Genomic DNA, 16,771 nt, shown 5'->3' with positions numbered 1-16,771 from the left:
GTCTGGCAGCGCAGCCGGGACAACCGCATTTAAAGCGCTGAGAGGACTGGCCAGCAGCAGTGGATTGGCAATTTTGCTAGCAATTTCAGGGGGGGCTGCCACCCTTCCGATGACCGCTCAGGCACAGACGTATTCGTTTAGTAAGGTCGAGATCGAGGGCACGCAGCGAATTGAGGCTGCAACCATCCTGTCCTATCTGGGAATCGCTCAGGGCGAGACGGTCAGCGCCGCACAGTTGAACGATGGCTACCAGCGCCTCGTCGCGTCCGGCCTGTTCGAAGATGTCAAAGTCATTCCCCGCGGAAATGTTTTGGTCGTTCAGGTCCGCGAATATCCGACCATCAACGTCGTCTCGGTAGAGGGCAACCGCAAGGTCAAAGATGAGATCTTCGAAGATCTGCTGAAGTCGCAGCCGCGCCAGGTGTTCAGCCCGGCAACAGCCGAAGAAGACGTGCAGACCATTGTCGAAGTTTATCAGGCGCAAGGCCGCTTGGCTGCGCAGGTCACGCCAAAGATCATTCGCCGCGCGAATAACCGTGTCGATGTTGTGTTTGAAGTGGTCGAAGGCAAAAACACGGAAGTCGAGCGTCTGTCCTTTGTCGGTAACCGCAAGTTCTCGGATCGGCGACTGCGCCGGGTTCTGGAAACCAAGCAGGCCGGCATCCTGCGTGCATTGATCCAGCGCGACTCCTACGTTCCGGAACGGATCGAGTTTGATAAACGCGTGTTGACAGATTTCTATCAGTCGCGCGGCTATGTGGACTTCAAGACAACCGGTGTCACCAGCGAGTTCTCGCGTGAACGTGACGCCTTCTTCATCACGTTCCAGGTTCAAGAAGGTCAGCAGTTCCGCTTTGGCGAGGTGACGGTTCTTTCCGAAGTCGAGGGCGTTGATGCTGAAGAGTTCCAAGCGGCGCAGAGCATTAAAACTGGAAACGTGTTCAGTCCTGCGCAGCTGGACAATGCAATTGCCCGGATGGAGCGACTGGCCATTCAGAAGGGCTTGGATTTCATCCGCGTTGACCCGCGTGTCACCCGCGACGAACGCAATCAGATCCTGAACATCGACCTGGTTCTGACCCGCGGGCCGCGCATCATCGTCGAGCGCATTGATATTGAAGGCAACGCGACCACTCTGGATCGCGTAATCCGCGACCAATTCCGTGTAGTCGAAGGGGATCCCTTCAACCCCCGAGAAATCCGTGAAGCAGCTGCACGTGTGCGTGCACTTGGTTTCTTCGCTGACGCGAAAGTCGAGCCTCGTCAGGGGTCGGCACCGGATCAGGTGGTGATTGACGTTGATGTCGAGGAAGCTCCGACCGGCTCGCTCAGCCTTGGGGGTGTCTATAGCCTTGAAAAAGGATTCGGTCTGAACATTGCTTTCAGTGAACGCAACTTCTTGGGCCGCGGCCAGTTTATTTCGGCGAGCTTCCAGAACACTGACGATACCGTAGACTTCTCGTTCAAATTCGCCGAGCCTGCTTTCTTGGGCCGCGATCTGGAGTTTGCAATCGAGACCTATTACCAGTCGACCGATCAGGCATCGTCCTTCTACAACACGCGCTCTTTGGCATTCCGCCCGTCGATTGCGTTCCCGATCAATGAGTATTCGCGCCTTGGCTTGCGTGTTTACGCCGACGGGACCGAGATTACCGACGTCAGCGCAGACAGTTCGGATTTGCTGAAAGCTGATGAGGCGCTCGGGCGGCAAATTGGTGGTGGTGTTGGTTTCTCGTACAGCTACGACACGCGCCGGACCGGGTTGGACCCCAAACGCGGATATCTGTTCCAGGTAGATGGCGATATTGGTGGCATCGGTGCGGATTACCAGTATGTACGTGCAACCGCTCTGGGCCAGGCGCTTACTAGGGTTTGGAACGACCAGGTCACATTGTCGGCAACGGTCGAAGGTGGGGTTCTGGCCAGCCTGAATGACGCCAATTCTCGTGTAACCGATCGCTTCCGTTTGGGTCCGTCCAAATTGCGCGGCTTTGCGACCAACGGTCTTGGTCCCCGCGATCTGACCGCGACGAACCAGGATACGCTGGGCGGCAATATGTTTGCCGTGGCCCGTCTTGAGGCTCAGTTCCCCTTGGGTCTGCCGGAAGAATATGGGATCTCAGGTGGTCTATTCGCAGATGCAGGTACGCTCTGGGGTTTGGATGATACGCTTGGCGGAACCATCGATGACAGCGCGCATCTGCGGGCGTCCATTGGCGCGTCGATCTTTTGGGATACCCCAATTGGTCCGCTGCGCTTCAACTACTCCAAGGTTCTGGCCAAGGAAAGCTATGACGAAGAAAACAACTTCGAGCTCACAATCTCGGCTCAGTTCTGATCAGAAAGTGCCTCGGGTGAACCGAGGCACTTTTTTTCAACATGTTGCCTGCATTGCAGCGCTTTCGGCAGCAATGTTTGGCGTTACGTCGCCGACGGTCGCTGCGGCACAGCAGCAAGTAGTTCAATCCGTTTCTCAAATTGTCACGATTGATCGGCAGCGGCTGTTTTCAGAAACAGCTTATGGGCGGCGTGTCCTAGCGACGGTCGAAGTCGAGCGCGCACGCTTGGCGCAAGAAACCCGCGAAGCGGAAGCCGCGCTGGCGCAGGAAGAAATGATGCTGACCGAGCAGCGCAGCTCTCTGGATCCGACCTCTTTTCGTGCGCTTGCAGATGCTTTTGATAATAAAGTCAATGAGTTGCGCGCTGAAGGTCAAGCGCGCGAGCAAGAGTTCGTACGTGTTCTGGAGCGCGAGCAGACCGCTTTCTTTGAACGTATTGGTCCGATCTTGGGTCGAATGGTGCGCGAACTTGGGGCTGTGGTCATCCTTGATCGACGCGCCATTTTGCTTGCGGCACAGAACATCGACATCACAGACATGGCCATTCGCCGGATCGATCAGGAACTTGGGGATGGTCTATCGACCCCCAACGCGCCGGCGGACGATTCAAGTGATGAAACTCCCGCTGACGCGTCAGAGAGCCCCGCGCCGGAAGGTGCCAGCAACAACTGAATCGGATTGTTTCGCCTTCGCAGGGCTGATAATCAATGATGTCAGACAATTGGCGTGAAAAGCGCCGGGACAGAAGGAAAAACAGACATGGTCGACGTGCCCAGCACAGCTGATATTCAGCTTATTCAGGAATGTATCCCCCACCGCTATCCTTTCCTTCTGGTGGACAAGGTTGAAGACATCCGCGCGGGTGAATTTGCCCGTGGTATCAAGATGGTCACGATGAACGAGCCGCATTTCCAAGGCCACTTCCCGGGTCTTCCGATCATGCCGGGCGTGACCATTATCGAAGCGATGGCTCAGACTTCGGCGGTGATGGTCTCGCTCTCGCTGGATCTGGTTGGCTCGGGTGCCGTGGTCTATTTCATGGGCATCGACACCGCGAAGTTCCGTCGCAAAGTGGTTCCGGGCGATCGTCTGGAACTGGAAGTGACCACCGTGCGCGGTGGCGCAAAAGTCTGGAAGTTTGACGGCGTGGCCAAAGTGGACGGCGAGGTAGCCTGCACCGCCACGTTCATGGCGATGATCGACGTCACCGGCGGGAAGGGCTGACTATGGGGATTGATCCCTCGGCCAAGATCCACGCCAGCGCCATTATCGAAGATGGCGCCGTTATTGGCGCGGACTGTCACATCGGACCTCTTTGTACGGTCGGTCCTCAGGTCAAGCTGGGCAAGGGTGTCGAGCTGAAGTCGCATGTCGTCGTTACCGGCGACACCGAGATTGGCGACGAAACCGTTGTGTTTCCGTTTTCCGTCATCGGTGAAATCCCGCAGGATCTGAAATTTTCCGGTGAAAACACCAAGCTGATCATCGGCAAGCGCAACCGCATTCGCGAGCATGTGACGATGAACACCGGCACTGCGGGCGGCGGATATATTACACGCGTGGGCGATGACGGGCTGTTCATGGCCGGCTGTCACGTGGCGCATGATGCGCAGATCGGCAACAAGGTGATCTTGGTTAACAATGTGGCCGTTGCAGGTCATGTGGTGATCGAAGATGACGTGATCGTTGGTGGCTTGTCCGGTCTGCACCAATGGGTGCGCATCGGGCGCGGGGCCATTATTGGCGCGCTGTCGATGGTCACCGCCGATGTGTTGCCGCATGCGTTGGTCCAAGGCCCACGTGGTGAGCTGGACGGCTTGAACCTTGTCGGCTTGAAGCGCCGTGGCGTGGATCGCGCGGACATCACCGCCTTGCGTGCGGCTTTCCTGATGCTGAAACAGGGCGAAGGCTCGTTCCAGGAACGCGCGGCACGTTTGGGCGAAGAAAGCGACAGCGCCTATGTGCGTGAAATGGTCGAGTTCATCACGGGCGACAGCGACCGTGGTTTCCTGACGCCGAAGTAAGCGCCCATGTCGGACCGCCTTGCCATCATCGCCGGAACCGGAGAGCTGCCGCAGCAAATCGCGGCGGCCAACGCGGACGCGCTTTTCGTGACGATCAAGGGCGTCGAGGTCTCGGTGCCCGACGGGTTCGAACATGTGGACGCGAGCTATGAGAAGCTCGGCGCGCTGTTTAAGGCGATGCGCGGGGCAGGGGTTGCGCGTGTGGTGTTTGCGGGCAAGGTGGATCGGCCCAAGCTGAACCCGTTGCGCATGGACCGCGTGACGTTAGGGTTGTTTCCCCGTGTGAAGGCAGTGCTTGGCAAGGGCGATGACGCGCTTTTGCGCCTTGTCGCCGACGTGTTTGAAGAACAAGGGTTTACTGTCGTAGGCGCCACAGAGGTGACCGCCGCGCTGGCCATCGAGGCCAGTCACGCCGGTCGCGCGACCAGCGCGCAGGATCGCGCGGATGCGGACCGGGGCTGGCACTTGCTGGACATATTGGCAGAAGAAGACATCGCGCAGGGTGTTGTGATCGCGGGCGGGCAATGTCTGGGCATTGAAAGCATTCAGGGGACCAATGCGCTGTTGGCCTTTGCCGGGAAAACGCCAGAACATCTGAAACAGGGTGCGCGTGGCGTTTTTGTAAAGCGCCCGAAGCCGGGCCAGGACGGGCGGATGGATATTCCGACGATTGGTCCCGATACAGTGCGTGCGGTGGCCGCGGCTGGTCTGGGTGGGATCGTGTTGGAAGAAGGCGTGATCGTGCTGGACCGGGCCGAGGTAGAGGTGCTTCTGGTAGAACATGATTTGTTTCTGGACGTGCGAAAGGGGCAGTCATGAAGGTCTTTATGATCGCGGGCGAACCCTCGGGCGACCGCTTAGGTGCAGCCTTGATGGAAGGGTTGAAGACCCTGCGCCCGGATGTCGAGTTCATGGGCATTGGCGGAGTTGCGATGGAAGAGCAGGGGCTGACCTCACGCTTTCCGATGTCGGAGCTGTCGGTCATGGGGATAGCCGAGGTTGCGCCGAAATACTTTCACCTGAAACGCCGCATTCGTGAAACCGCAGAGGCGGTTGTCGCGGCGGATCCGGACGTGCTGATCACCATCGACAGCCCGGATTTCTGCCTGCGTGTGGCGCGGATCGTGAAGGAAGAAGAGGTCGAGGGGCAAACCTTCGGCCATGATATCCCCATCTTGCATTACGTGGCCCCGTCGGTCTGGGCGTGGCGCCCGAAGCGCGCGGCCAAGATGGCCCGTTGGGTGGATCATGTGCTGGCGCTCTTGCCGTTCGAGCCACCTTATATGCAGGCCGCTGGCATGGGCTGTGATTTCGTCGGCCATCCGGTCGTGGCCGAGCCGCAAGCCGATGACGCTGCGGCGCAGGCCTTCCGTGACGCCCACGGCATTGGGGACGCACCGCTTCTTTTGGTCCTACCGGGCTCGCGAAGGGGCGAGGTTTCGCGTCTGGCCGAACGCTTTGGCGAGGTGATTGCCCACGCCAAGCGCGAAAAACCTGACCTGCAAGTTGTGTTGCCCATGGCGCAGGGCGTCGAGGATCTGGTGCGCGAAGAAACCGCGAAATGGTCCGTATCGCCCATCCTGATCCCCGCCGCTCAGCAGGATGATAAGCGGGCGGCGTTCAAGGCAGCCGATGTGTCGCTAGCGGCATCAGGTACGGTGTCCTTGGAGCTTGCTGCAGCGCACACGCCGATGGTCATCGCCTATGACATGAACTGGCTTAGCCGGTTCCTGATTGGGCGGATGTTACAGATCGATACGGTGACACTGGTCAATCTGGTGTCCGAGACCCGCGCAATTCCAGAGTTTCTTGGGAAGGACTGCACGCCAGACCGCATCACGCCAGCGCTTTTGGCTGTGTTGGATGCACCAGAAGCACAGAACGAGGCGATGCGGGTGACGATGGAGCGCCTCGGCAAAGGTGGCGAGGCGCCGGGTCTACGCGCGGCGCGTTCGGTGTTGTCCGCGATCAGTTAAACGCTTCACCCACGCCAGATCCACCCGCCGCCAAAGATGCGCGGCCCGTCCATGTCATAAAACACACAGGCCTGTCCGGGGCTGACACCTTCCTCGGGTGTCAGCAGTTCCACTTCGGCTTCCGTGTCCGAGATCGGGCGGATAATCGCCTCGCGCGGGGGGCGGGTCGAGCGGATCTTGACGCCCAGATGCCATTCCTTGCGCGAGGTGAAGGGCTCGTCGCCCAGCCAATTGATCTCGCGGACCGGCACGATGCGGGTCGCCAGCATGTCTTTCGGGCCGACAACGACCTGCTTGTTGTCCACATCCAGCTTCACCACATAGAGCGGCTCGGATAGACCACCAATGCCAAGGCCACGGCGCTGACCAATCGTGTAGTGAATGACGCCCTCATGCGTGCCCAACACGCGGCCATCCGCATGGACGATCTCGCCGGGTTCGGCTGCACCGGGGCGCAGCTTTTCAATCACACCGGCATAGTTCCCATCGGGGACAAAGCAGATGTCCTGGCTGTCGGGTTTGTCTGCGACTTCAAGTCCATATTTCCGAGCAAGTTCACGGGTTTCTGCTTTGGTCTTCAAGTGACCAAGCGGGAAACGCAGATAGTCGAGCTGCTCGGGCGTGGTGGAAAACAGGAAGTAGCTTTGATCGCGCACGGGATCGGCTGCGCGATGCAGTTCCGCGCCGTGATCACCCATCTCGCGTTGGATATAGTGGCCGGTCGCCATGCAATCCGCGCCAAGGTCACGCGCGGTCTCAAGCAGATCCTTGAACTTCACCCGCTCGTTGCAGCGAATGCAGGGTACGGGGGTGGCGCCACCCAGATAGCTATCGGCGAATTCCTCGATCACGGCATCCTGAAAGATGTTTTCGTAATCAAGCACATAGTGGGGGAAGCCCATGTCCTCGGCAACACGGCGCGCGTCGTGTATGTCGATCCCGGCGCAACAGGCACCTTTCTTGGCCAGCGCGGCGCCGTGGTCATAAAGCTGCAGCGTGACACCAATCACATCATAGCCTTCCTCGGCCAGCTTTGCGGCCACAACCGAGCTGTCCACGCCACCGGACATGGCAACGACAACCCGCGTGTCAGCAGGGGACTTGGCAAAGCCAAGAGAATTCAGCGCAGGCGCAGTCGTTACATTAACCGACATGTTGGGATCCTTTTCAAAGCGTATCGGAATATAGGAAAATTCGAACGAACAACAAGAGGGCGCTTCACAGATCTTTAAGCCTGTCTAGTCATGGTCGGCCCAGATTATCTGTGAGGGTTCATCATGTATCTGAAAAAAATCGAAGGGCCGCGTGCCGTCACCCTGCCAGACGGGTCGATCATGACGCGCGCGGATCTACCGCCAAGGGACACACGCCGTTGGGTTGCCAGCCGGAAAGCACGTGTGGTCAAGGGGATACGTCATGGTCTTTTGACGAATGATGAAGCCTGTTCGCTGTATGATCTGTCGGAGGAAGAGCTTGAAGAATGGCTCAGGGCCGTTGAAAATCACGGTGAAGTTGCCTTGAAAGCAACAGACCTACAAAAATATAGACAACCATAGGTAGTATTCGCTAAAAGTTCTTATAGGGTAACCTGCGATTAACCAATTCGCGCAATGTTCAACCCAAGACAGAACCAGATGCGGAGAAACCCATTATGAGAATCCTTCTTGTTGAAGATGATCCGACGACATCGCGCAGCATCGAGTTGATGCTGACACATGCGAACTTGAACGTCTATGCAACTGACTTGGGCGAAGAGGGGATCGATCTGGCAAAGCTTTATGATTACGATCTTATTTTGCTTGATTTGAACCTGCCTGACATGAATGGCCATGAAGTCTTGCGTCAATTGCGGATGGCCCGGATCGATACGCCAATTTTGATCCTGTCGGGGGCTGATGACACCGAAAATAAGATCAAAGGGTTTGGTTTCGGGGCAGACGACTACATGACGAAACCCTTCCATCGGGAAGAGCTGATTGCGCGCATCCATGCAATTATCCGGCGTTCGAAAGGGCATTCACAGTCGGTGATCAAAACGGGTCAGGTCTCGATCAACCTCGACGCGAAAACTGTGGATGTGGATGGTCGCCCGGTTCATTTGACCGGCAAGGAATACCAGATGCTCGAGCTGTTGTCGCTGCGCAAGGGGACGACCCTGACGAAAGAGATGTTCTTGAACCACCTGTATGGTGGCATGGATGAACCAGAACTGAAGATCATCGATGTGTTTATCTGCAAACTGCGCAAAAAACTGTCGACGGCAACCGGTGGCGAAAACCATATCGAAACGGTCTGGGGGCGCGGTTATGTACTGCGCGACCCGGATCCGGTCGAGCTGGATTCACAGATTGCGATTGGTGCCTAAATGCCAGATCTGTAAAGAGTGCTGAACTCCGGCATGAGAAAGGGCGGCTTGGCCGCCCTTTGTTTGTTATCTACCTACAGTTGAGCGCGCGATTTCCGCGGCCAGACGTGCATTGTTCTTAACCAAAGCAATGTTGGCAGCCAGTGACGCGCCCTCGGTCGCATGAAAAATACGATCCAACAGATAAGGCGTGACCTTCTTGGCTGAAATGCCCTCGGCCTCGGCGGCTGCAAGCGCCTCTTCGATCACTGGCGTGATCACCTCGCGGGGGATTTCAGCGTCGACTGGGATTGGATTGGCCACCAGCTGTCCACCTACAAGCCCCATCAGAGCGCGGGTTTTGGCCGCTGCGGCAATCTGCTGGGCGTTGTCCATGCGCAAGGGTGCGGCCAAATCCGAGTTGCGCGACCAGAACGCCGGGAAACTGTCCTGCCCGTAGGCAATCACCGGAACGCCCAGCGTTTCCAAGACCTCCAGTGTTTTGGGCAGATCCAGAATGGCCTTTGCCCCAGCGGCGACCACGGTGACTGGTGTTTTCGAAAGCTCGCGCAGGTCGGCCGAGATATCAAAACTGGTTTCAGCCCCGCGATGCACGCCGCCGATCCCGCCGGTCGCAAAGACCGAAATCCCGGCCAGATGTGCAGCAATCATGGTGGCGGCGACGGTGGTGGCCCCGGTGCCCCCGGTGGCAATGCAAGCCGCTATGTCTGCGCGTGACAGTTTTGCGACCCCCTTGGCCTGACCCAACGCATCCAATTGCGCGTCATTCAGGCCGATATGCAGATTGCCGTCCAGCACCGCGATGGTCGCGGGGACGGCGCCGTTCTCGCGAATGACGGCCTCGACCGCGCGGGCGGTCTCGACATTCTGCGGAAAGGGCATGCCGTGGGTGATGATGGTGCTTTCCAACGCCACGATCGGCGCGCCAGCATCACGTGCGGCAGCGACCTCGTCCGAGAAATGCAAGGGCAGGGTCATAGGTCTTCTCCTGAAACATATTGGGCGGCGGTTTTTTGGGCCATTTTAAGCGAGACTGCAGGTGCATTCCCGGCAAGTTCAGCTGCGATATGGGCGGCCATAAAGGTGTCTCCGGCCCCAGTGATCCGACGCACGCGGACCGAGGGGCAGGGGGTCTGGATCACGCCACGTTCGTGATGACCATCGGCAGCGAAACTTCCTCCATCAGTGACCAGAACCCGTGTGGCGCCAGCGTCTAACAGCCCCTGAGCGGCAGTTCCCGCGCTGTCATATTGGACCTCGGTCAGATAGCCAGCTTCCTCGCGGTTCACATAAAGCGTCGCACCGGGGTGCTGCATTAAAGGCGCCAAGCGGCGCGCTTTGCCAGGGCTGGCAGGCGCCACCCGCAGATCCGCACGGGCGAAACTGGCATGGGTCGCGATTTCATCCAGCAGCGCGCGTGTCAGATTGCCATCGAGCGCAATCGTGCCCGAATAAGGGTCGTGCGCGCTTCCCAATCGACCGTCCTCCAACGGGGCGAGGATCGCATCCCCTGCCGCTTCCAGCGTATGCGCATCGGCCACCGCTGCAATCAGACCTTCGGGGCCTTCAATCGCCATGTAGCGATCCGTGGGTAACCCGTCGGGGCGATACACGAACTCTGTGTTCATCCCGCGCGCCGCGCAATCGTCCAGCAGTTCGTCACCCTCGCGATCCCGTCCGACAGCGGTCAGAAGCGCCGAGCGCAGCCCAAACCGTTGTAGGGTCATCGCAATGTTCATAGCCACGCCTCCGGGCAGGCGCGTAATGCGACCGGGTTCGTCCGAGCCAACGCGCATCGGGTGCGGTGTGCGCCCGATCACATCCCAAAGGACGGAGCCAATGCAAAGAATATCCTGTGTCATGCCAGTTTTGTGCCGTGATTTCCGGGTAAGGACAAGCCATGACCACGCGAGACCATGCTTCGTCGTTTTGGGCTTGCGCGGCTGGCCCGCGCCCTGTATACGCGCGCTCGTAAACCACAGGTGCTGTGCGGGCCTATGGGGGAGACATCCCCATCGCGTCCACCGGTTGAAGGGCAACCTTCGAAACGCAGCGCCGAGGATGAAACCGGAAAGGATATAGAAATGGCACTGCCTGATTTCTCGCTGCGCCAGCTGCTCGAAGCTGGTGTTCACTTTGGTCACCAGACCCAACGTTGGAACCCCCGTATGGCTCCGTTCATCTATGGTGAACGCAATGGGATCCACATTTTCGACCTGACCCAGACCCTGCCGATGCTGGACGCTGCTCTGAACGCCGTTCGCGAAACCGTTGCTAAAGGCGGCCGCGTTCTGTTCGTAGGCACCAAGCGTCAGGCTGCTGGCCCGATCGCTGATGCGGCTGAAAAGTCGGCTCAGTACTACATGAACCACCGCTGGCTGGGCGGCACGCTGACCAACTGGCAGACCGTTTCGCAGTCGATCAACCGCCTGAAAGAGGTGGACGAGAAGCTGGCATCGGGTGCTGAAGGCCTGACCAAGAAAGAGCGTCTGGGCATGGAGCGTGACCAGCAGAAACTGCAAGCCTCGCTGGGCGGGATCCGCGAAATGGGCGGCGTTCCTGATCTGCTGTTCGTCATCGACGTGAAGAAAGAAAGCCTGGCCATCGCAGAAGCCAACAAACTGGGCATCCCGGTTGTTGCTGTTGTCGACACCAACTGCCCGCCGGAAGGCGTGGACTACATCATCCCGGGCAACGATGACGCCGCACGCGCCATCGCTCTGTACTGTGACCTGGCTGCCCGCGCAGCTCTGGACGGCATGTCGGCCCAGATGGGCGCTGCTGGCATCGACCTGGGTGCGATGGAAGAAGCAATGGCGGAAGAAGCCGTTGCTGAAGAAGCTGCTCCGGCAGAATAAGACAGACCGCAAGCGCGGGGCAGGGGACTGGCCCGCGCAACTGTCACTGAATTGATACCCGGCGGGAGTATCCCCCCAGCCGGAACCCCAAGGAGTAGAGACATGGCAATCACTGCTGCACTCGTAAAAGAACTGCGCGAATCCACCGGCGTTGGCATGATGGACGCCAAAAAAGCACTGGTCGAAAACGACGGCGATATGGAAGCCGCTCAGGACTGGCTGCGCACCAAAGGTCTGGCGAAAGCCGCCAAGAAAGCTGGCCGCACCGCCGCTGAAGGTCTGGTCGCTGTGACCGTGGCTGGTGGCAAAGGCGTCGCTGTCGAGGTGAACTCGGAAACCGACTTTGTTGCGAAAAACGCTGAATTCCAAGAGATGGTATCGGGCATCGCTGCGGCTGCTCTGACCGTTTCGGACGTTGACGGCCTGAACGGCGCCGACATGGGCGGCAAAACCGTTGCTGACGTGATCACCGACAAGATCGCCACCATCGGCGAAAACATGTCGCTGCGTCGCATGGCATCGGTCGAAGGCGAAAACGTTGTGACCTATGTGCACAACGCTGTCACCGACGGCATGGGCAAAATCGGCGTTCTGGTTGCCATGAACGGTGGCGACGAAGCCTTTGGCCGTCAGGTTGCCATGCACATCGCAGCTGCCAACCCGCAGGCGCTGAACGAAGCCGCTCTGGACCCGGCAATTGTCGAGAAAGAGCGTCAGGTTCTGACCGATCAGGCCCGTGAAAGCGGCAAGCCCGAGAACATCATCGAGAACATGATCAAGGGTCGCATGAAGAAGTTCCTGGCAGAAGTAACTCTGCTGGGCCAAGACTTCGTCATCAACCCGGATCTGACTGTTGAAGCCGCTGCCAAAGAAGCCGGTGCCGAGATCGTCGGCTACGTGCGTATGGAAGTTGGCGAAGGCATCGAAAAAGAAGAAGTCGATTTCGCTGCTGAAGTCGCTGCTGCTGTTCAGGGCTAATACCCACAGGGCAGGGCGTATGCCCGCGACGTGATTAAGTGTTAAGGGCCGGTCGTTTCGACCGGCCTTTTTCGTGCTTCGTCGTTAGTTCGAAATTAATCTTAGCTTACGGCAAAACGGAAAAAGCGCAGACGATTGTCAGCGCTTTCTCTGCAAGCAGATAAACTTTATCCGAAGCGCTGGTGCCTTTGGGATCAATACTCCATCGACACCAGCTCCGTTTTCACGGAAGAATGAAACGCGATCTGAAATCACAGTCCGTTCACCCCAAAATGTCCCAAGGCCAAAGCCACCACTCACGGAACATGAAAATCATGCCCGATTCGTGCAACTTTTGGAAGTACGGGAATCCCTACCATTTCTTCCGTAACGTCAACAAAGCGCCAGTAACCTGAAAAACTGTTTCGGAATAACTGCCTAATCTAACTGATAAAACTTAATAGGTTAAGATTTTTCGGGGCTGAAGATTTGGTTCAAAAATGACATTTTCAGAACCGCCTGAGCAGAGGTATCGACCCCCAGTTTATCCCGCGCAATACGCAAATGCTTTTCAACTGTGGCTGGTGTGACACCCAAAATCGTCGCAATATCTTGGTTCGTTTTCCCATCTCCAACCCATTCCAGTACCTCGCGCTGGCGCTTGGACAGGTCCGAGCGCTCTGTGCTGAGAGGGAGCGAAATAATCTTTAAATGCGCCACGTTGTTCAGCGCTTCGATCTCGTCACCATGTTTTTTCCAAATGGAATCCACATCATCCTGCGTGAGCCCTCGGTGCGCGGTCAGAGCGATGACACCTTTGGATCTGCGCGAAGTTTCCTGAAACGAGAGCGTATACCCAGCTGTGACGCCCATCTTTTGGTTCAGTTCGATAACTTTACGGTTGTTGTCATTCATCCGGTCCATATTTTCACGCACCCAGGACCAACTGCACGCACCCGTGTTTTCGGCCGCCCAAAGCAGCATCGGGCTCGATCGATAGAGCTCGGGCACATAGTAGTGTTCCATATACTCGGGATCATGCGAGGACAGGGTCATTACATCTTCACGCGGGCCGATCGAATTCGCCGTCATGAAATGGGTGACGCCATAGATCAGGCGATCAAAGCCAAAGCTCTCCATCTTTCTGCAATGGATTTCCCAAACTTCGGCCATGGTATCGCATTGGCAGATGCTTTTGATGTATTCGAGCATCAGGCGGTCTCGAGAATGCCTGCCGCTGCATCAATCGCCAATTCATATCCCTTGGCGCCAAAACCGCAAATCTGGCCAACTGCGACGCGGGCGATATACGACCGATGGCGGAATTCTTCACGGGCATGAATGTTCGAGAGGTGAAGTTCGATGGTTGGAACCTCGGCGGCGATGATCGCATCCATCAAGGCGATGGAGGTGTGTGTATAGGCGCCGGCATTCAAAATGATCGCGTCATGAACGCCGCGCGCTTCCTGAATTTTCGTGACCAGCGTTCCTTCATGGTTGGATTGCGCGCAGACACATGCAAATCCCAGCTTCTCTGCATAGGCGATGCTTGAAGCTTCGATATCTTCGAGGCGCAGGTGGCCGTAGATTTCAGGCTGGCGGGTGCCGAGCATGTTTAGATTTGGGCCATTGAGAATTAGCAGTGAACGCATGTCGTCTTCCTTGTCCGGACACTGTTTTATCTGCATTATTCTTAGAGTTGTCGAGAGAATTGAATACTTAAGATCATCGCGTTCCGCGATAGTCGCAGGATTGCAATATTAACATAATATGGATTATGCGAATTATGGAGCGGGGCGAATGTACTTGTTGCCTCCCTCGAACATTCGAATGTTAAGCGTGGGATCTTCATACCAAATGAGTTCGTTCAGTCTGTCGCGTTAAAGCGATTACATCAGAAACCCAGTTCAATGCATGCAACTTGGTTAAAGTAAGCGTCGGAAGGCTCAGTTATCACTCATGAAATAAGAGCTGAACGATGTGTACGATCGAAAAAAGGGGCAGTTCCCTGCCCCTTTTAGGTTCCTAGAGTGGTGAGGTTGTTTTTAAGCCAAATCGAACCGATCCGCGTCCATGACCTTGGTCCATGCGGCCACGAAATCATCGACAAACTTCTGGCCCGCATCGTCTTGCGCGTAGACCTCTGACAGCGCGCGCAGTTGCGAGTTCGATCCAAAGACCAGATCGACACGTGTCGCGGTCCACTTTGCGTCCCCCGTGGCGCGACCCGTGCCCGCATAGCTGCCGTCGCCCTGATCGGTCCATTTGGTGCCGATATCCAGAACATTGACGAAGAAGTCGGTGCTCAGCTTGCCGGTGTTTTGCGTCAGGACGCCATGCGCGCTGCCACCATGATTGGCGCCCAGAACACGCAGGCCGCCAACCAGCACGGTCATTTCAGGCGCGCTGAGGCCCAAAAGCTGTGCTTTGTCGATCAGAAGTTCTTCAGGCGAGATGGTGAACTCGGTCCGCTGCCAGTTGCGGAAGCCGTCAGCTGCGGGTTCCAGATAGCCGACGCTTTCCACATCGGTCATCTCTTGCGTGGCGTCACCGCGCCCCAAGGTGCATGGGACCAGAACGCAGTGACCCGCATCAGCCGCGGCTTGTTCGACCGCAGCGGCACCGGCAATCACGATCAGGTCAGCCATCGAGACCGGCTTGCCGAAACTCCCGCGCAGCTCTTCCAAGCGGGTCAGGACACGGTCCAGTGCCTCGGGTTCGTTGACTTCCCAGTTTTTCATCGGCTCAAGACGGATACGCGCCCCATTGGCCCCACCCCGCATGTCCGATCCCCGGAAGGTCGAGGCCGAGGCCCAGGCGGTCTTCACAAGGTCCGAGATGCTCAGCCCAGTCTCAAGCACAGCCGCCTTCAACGCGTTTACATCCTCGTCGCTCAGATCCGTTTCCGACGCCGGGATGGGATCTTGCCAGATCAGCTCTTCGCTTGGAACATCTGCGCCCAGATAACGCGCACGCGGGCCCATATCGCGGTGGGTCAGCTTGAACCACGCGCGGGCAAAGGCGTCTGCGAACTCGTCCGGGTTCTCGTGGAAGCGTTTCGAAATCGGACCATAGATCGGGTCCATCCGCATCGCCATGTCCGCCGTGGTCATCATGGTCGGCACCTTCTTCGACGCATCATGGGCCTGCGGGGCCATGTCGTCTGCCGACACACCGACGGGTTCCCAGATATAGGCGCCCGCGGGCGATTTGGTCAGGTTCCAGTCATAGCCAAACAGCAGATCGAAATAGCCGTTGTCCCACTGGATCGGATTCGCAGTCCACGCGCCCTCGATCCCGCTGGTGGTGGTGTCATCGCCGTGGCCCGAGCCATGCGCGTTGATCCAGCCAAGGCCCATTTCCTCGATCGCGGCGGCTTCGGGTTCGGGGCCAACCAGACCCGGGTCCCCTGCCCCATGCGCCTTACCGAAGGTATGCCCGCCCGCGACCAACGCCACGGTTTCCTCATCATTCATCGCCATACGCGCAAAGGTCTCGCGGATGTCGCGGCCCGAGGCCAGAATGTCCGGCTCTCCGTTCGGGCCTTCTGGGTTCACATAGATCAGACCCATCTGCACCGCCGCCAGCGGGTTTTCCAGATCACGTTCGCCGGAATAGCGGCTGTTGGGATTGTCATCCGACGCCAGCCACTCGGTTTCAGCGCCCCAATAGGTATCCTCTTCTGGCTCCCACACATCGGCCCGGCCGCCCGCAAAGCCAAAAGTCGGACCGCCCATCGAGGTGATGGCCACATTGCCCGCCAAAATCATCAGATCCGCCCAGGAAATCTTGTTGCCGTACTTCTGCTTGATCGGCCACAGAAGACGACGGGCCTTGTCCAAGTTACCGTTGTCAGGCCACGAGTTCAGGGGGGCGAAGCGTTGCTGCCCGGTCCCTGCCCCGCCGCGTCCATCCGCGGTGCGATAGGTGCCAGCACTGTGCCATGCCATGCGAATGAACAGGCCGCCATAATGGCCGTAATCAGCCGGCCACCAGTCCTGGCTGTCGGTCATCAGCGCGGTCAGATCGGCCTTCAGGGCCTCAAGATCCAACGACTTGAACGCCTCGGCATAATCAAAATCGCCCCCCATCGGATCCGACTTTGCCGTGTTCTGATGCAGCATTCTGAGGTTCAGTTGATTGGGCCACCAGTCCTTGTTGGACCGCATCCCGACATTCGTTGCGCCATGCGCCACCGGGCATTTTCCCATGCTGTTTCCGTCCATCTTCGACTCCCATGTTTGGTATTTGG

General features: G+C 57.8%; 16 protein-coding genes. 10 read left to right on the top strand and 6 right to left on the bottom strand.

What is annotated here, in order from left to right:
- Positions 1-109: 109 nt before the first annotated feature.
- From bamA to lpxB, 6 genes are all read left to right on the top strand, one after another.
- Positions 110-2,338, top strand: coding sequence for an outer membrane protein assembly factor BamA (bamA, locus tag Q0677_RS04880; protein ID WP_298906527.1), 2,229 nt, complete (start codon positions 110-112; stop codon positions 2,336-2,338).
- Positions 2,292-3,011, top strand: coding sequence for an OmpH family outer membrane protein (locus tag Q0677_RS04875; protein ID WP_298906525.1), 720 nt, complete (start codon positions 2,292-2,294; stop codon positions 3,009-3,011). The genes bamA and Q0677_RS04875 overlap by 47 nt, the downstream gene beginning before the upstream one ends.
- Before the next feature lie 87 nt (positions 3,012-3,098).
- On the top strand, positions 3,099-3,563 hold the full coding sequence (fabZ, locus tag Q0677_RS04870) for a 3-hydroxyacyl-ACP dehydratase FabZ (RefSeq protein WP_298906522.1): 465 nt from the start codon (positions 3,099-3,101) through the stop codon (positions 3,561-3,563).
- 2 nt (positions 3,564-3,565) lie between these two features.
- Positions 3,566-4,363 carry an acyl-ACP--UDP-N-acetylglucosamine O-acyltransferase gene (gene lpxA / locus Q0677_RS04865; protein ID WP_298906521.1) on the top strand — a complete coding sequence of 266 codons (798 nt, stop codon included), beginning with the start codon at positions 3,566-3,568 and terminating at the stop codon, positions 4,361-4,363.
- Positions 4,364-4,369: 6 nt separating this feature from the next.
- The gene (gene lpxI, locus Q0677_RS04860; protein WP_298906519.1) at positions 4,370-5,182 is read left to right on the top strand and encodes a UDP-2,3-diacylglucosamine diphosphatase LpxI; all 813 of its coding nucleotides are present in this window, start codon (positions 4,370-4,372) and stop codon (positions 5,180-5,182) included.
- On the top strand, positions 5,179-6,339 hold the full coding sequence (gene lpxB, locus Q0677_RS04855; protein ID WP_298906517.1) for a lipid-A-disaccharide synthase: 1,161 nt from the start codon (positions 5,179-5,181) through the stop codon (positions 6,337-6,339). The genes lpxI and lpxB overlap by 4 nt, the downstream gene beginning before the upstream one ends.
- 5 nt (positions 6,340-6,344) lie before the next feature.
- On the opposite strand, the gene mnmA is transcribed toward lpxB, so the two are convergent.
- Positions 6,345-7,493: a tRNA 2-thiouridine(34) synthase MnmA gene (gene mnmA, locus Q0677_RS04850; protein WP_298906516.1), complete on the bottom strand. Its 1,149-nt coding sequence runs from the start codon at positions 7,491-7,493 to the stop codon at positions 6,345-6,347.
- 123 nt (positions 7,494-7,616) lie between these two features.
- Between mnmA and Q0677_RS04845 the strand changes: the two genes are divergently transcribed.
- Together Q0677_RS04845 and ctrA are read left to right on the top strand one after the other, a co-directional pair.
- Positions 7,617-7,895 (top strand): DUF1153 domain-containing protein, encoded by a 279-nt coding sequence (locus Q0677_RS04845; RefSeq protein ID WP_298906514.1) that lies wholly within the window; start codon positions 7,617-7,619, stop codon positions 7,893-7,895.
- Between the two features lie 95 nt (positions 7,896-7,990).
- The gene (ctrA, locus tag Q0677_RS04840; protein ID WP_282064920.1) at positions 7,991-8,704 is read left to right on the top strand and encodes a response regulator transcription factor CtrA; all 714 of its coding nucleotides are present in this window, start codon (positions 7,991-7,993) and stop codon (positions 8,702-8,704) included.
- 66 nt (positions 8,705-8,770) lie between these two features.
- On the opposite strand, the gene Q0677_RS04835 is transcribed toward ctrA, so the two are convergent.
- A complete protein-coding gene (locus Q0677_RS04835; protein ID WP_298906509.1) occupies positions 8,771-9,682 on the bottom strand; it encodes a pseudouridine-5'-phosphate glycosidase in 912 nt (303 codons plus the stop codon).
- Positions 9,679-10,566, bottom strand: a complete 888-nt coding sequence (locus Q0677_RS04830) for a PfkB family carbohydrate kinase (RefSeq protein WP_298906506.1) — start codon at positions 10,564-10,566, stop codon at positions 9,679-9,681. The genes Q0677_RS04835 and Q0677_RS04830 overlap by 4 nt, the downstream gene beginning before the upstream one ends.
- Before the next feature lie 222 nt (positions 10,567-10,788).
- On the opposite strand from Q0677_RS04830, the gene rpsB reads away from it, so the two are divergent.
- Positions 10,789-11,562, top strand: a complete 774-nt coding sequence (gene rpsB / locus Q0677_RS04825; RefSeq protein WP_298906504.1) for a 30S ribosomal protein S2 — start codon at positions 10,789-10,791, stop codon at positions 11,560-11,562.
- 102 nt (positions 11,563-11,664) lie between these two features.
- The gene (gene tsf / locus Q0677_RS04820) at positions 11,665-12,540 is read left to right on the top strand and encodes a translation elongation factor Ts (protein WP_298906503.1); all 876 of its coding nucleotides are present in this window, start codon (positions 11,665-11,667) and stop codon (positions 12,538-12,540) included.
- A gap of 444 nt (positions 12,541-12,984) precedes the next feature.
- Here the strand turns inward: tsf and Q0677_RS04815 are convergent, their stop codons facing one another.
- From Q0677_RS04815 to katG, 3 genes are all read right to left on the bottom strand, one after another.
- A complete protein-coding gene (locus Q0677_RS04815) occupies positions 12,985-13,731 on the bottom strand; it encodes a LuxR family transcriptional regulator (RefSeq protein WP_298906500.1) in 747 nt (248 codons plus the stop codon).
- Positions 13,731-14,171 carry a type II 3-dehydroquinate dehydratase gene (gene aroQ / locus Q0677_RS04810; protein WP_298906498.1) on the bottom strand — a complete coding sequence of 147 codons (441 nt, stop codon included), beginning with the start codon at positions 14,169-14,171 and terminating at the stop codon, positions 13,731-13,733. The genes Q0677_RS04815 and aroQ overlap by 1 nt, the downstream gene beginning before the upstream one ends.
- A gap of 393 nt (positions 14,172-14,564) precedes the next feature.
- Positions 14,565-16,745 (bottom strand): catalase/peroxidase HPI, encoded by a 2,181-nt coding sequence (gene katG / locus Q0677_RS04805; RefSeq protein WP_298906495.1) that lies wholly within the window; start codon positions 16,743-16,745, stop codon positions 14,565-14,567.
- Positions 16,746-16,771 lie beyond the last annotated feature (26 nt).

Source organism: uncultured Aliiroseovarius sp. (genome assembly GCF_947492455.1).
Classification (GTDB): domain Bacteria; phylum Pseudomonadota; class Alphaproteobacteria; order Rhodobacterales; family Rhodobacteraceae; genus Aliiroseovarius.
The sequence above is the reverse complement of the archived record's forward strand: the minus strand, read 5'-3'. Positions and strand labels throughout refer to the sequence as shown.

What these genes read in the sequence shown, in the direction of transcription:
- ctrA (WP_282064920.1), top strand. Translation starts at nt 7,991, where the DNA reads ATGAGAATCCTTCTTGTTGAAGATGATCCGACGACATCGCGCAGCATC.
- Q0677_RS04845 (WP_298906514.1), top strand. Translation starts at nt 7,617, where the DNA reads ATGTATCTGAAAAAAATCGAAGGGCCGCGTGCCGTCACCCTGCCAGAC.
- fabZ (WP_298906522.1), top strand. Translation starts at nt 3,099, where the DNA reads ATGGTCGACGTGCCCAGCACAGCTGATATTCAGCTTATTCAGGAATGT.
- Q0677_RS04875 (WP_298906525.1), top strand. Translation starts at nt 2,292, where the DNA reads ATGACGAAGAAAACAACTTCGAGCTCACAATCTCGGCTCAGTTCTGAT.
- lpxI (WP_298906519.1), top strand. Translation starts at nt 4,370, where the DNA reads ATGTCGGACCGCCTTGCCATCATCGCCGGAACCGGAGAGCTGCCGCAG.
- lpxA (WP_298906521.1), top strand. Translation starts at nt 3,566, where the DNA reads ATGGGGATTGATCCCTCGGCCAAGATCCACGCCAGCGCCATTATCGAA.
- mnmA (WP_298906516.1), bottom strand. Translation starts at nt 7,493, where the DNA reads ATGTCGGTTAATGTAACGACTGCGCCTGCGCTGAATTCTCTTGGCTTT.
- aroQ (WP_298906498.1), bottom strand. Translation starts at nt 14,171, where the DNA reads ATGCGTTCACTGCTAATTCTCAATGGCCCAAATCTAAACATGCTCGGC.
- Q0677_RS04835 (WP_298906509.1), bottom strand. Translation starts at nt 9,682, where the DNA reads ATGACCCTGCCCTTGCATTTCTCGGACGAGGTCGCTGCCGCACGTGAT.
- rpsB (WP_298906504.1), top strand. Translation starts at nt 10,789, where the DNA reads ATGGCACTGCCTGATTTCTCGCTGCGCCAGCTGCTCGAAGCTGGTGTT.
- tsf (WP_298906503.1), top strand. Translation starts at nt 11,665, where the DNA reads ATGGCAATCACTGCTGCACTCGTAAAAGAACTGCGCGAATCCACCGGC.
- bamA (WP_298906527.1), top strand. Translation starts at nt 110, where the DNA reads ATGACCGCTCAGGCACAGACGTATTCGTTTAGTAAGGTCGAGATCGAG.
- lpxB (WP_298906517.1), top strand. Translation starts at nt 5,179, where the DNA reads ATGAAGGTCTTTATGATCGCGGGCGAACCCTCGGGCGACCGCTTAGGT.
- Q0677_RS04815 (WP_298906500.1), bottom strand. Translation starts at nt 13,731, where the DNA reads ATGCTCGAATACATCAAAAGCATCTGCCAATGCGATACCATGGCCGAA.
- Q0677_RS04830 (WP_298906506.1), bottom strand. Translation starts at nt 10,566, where the DNA reads ATGACACAGGATATTCTTTGCATTGGCTCCGTCCTTTGGGATGTGATC.
- katG (WP_298906495.1), bottom strand. Translation starts at nt 16,745, where the DNA reads ATGGACGGAAACAGCATGGGAAAATGCCCGGTGGCGCATGGCGCAACG.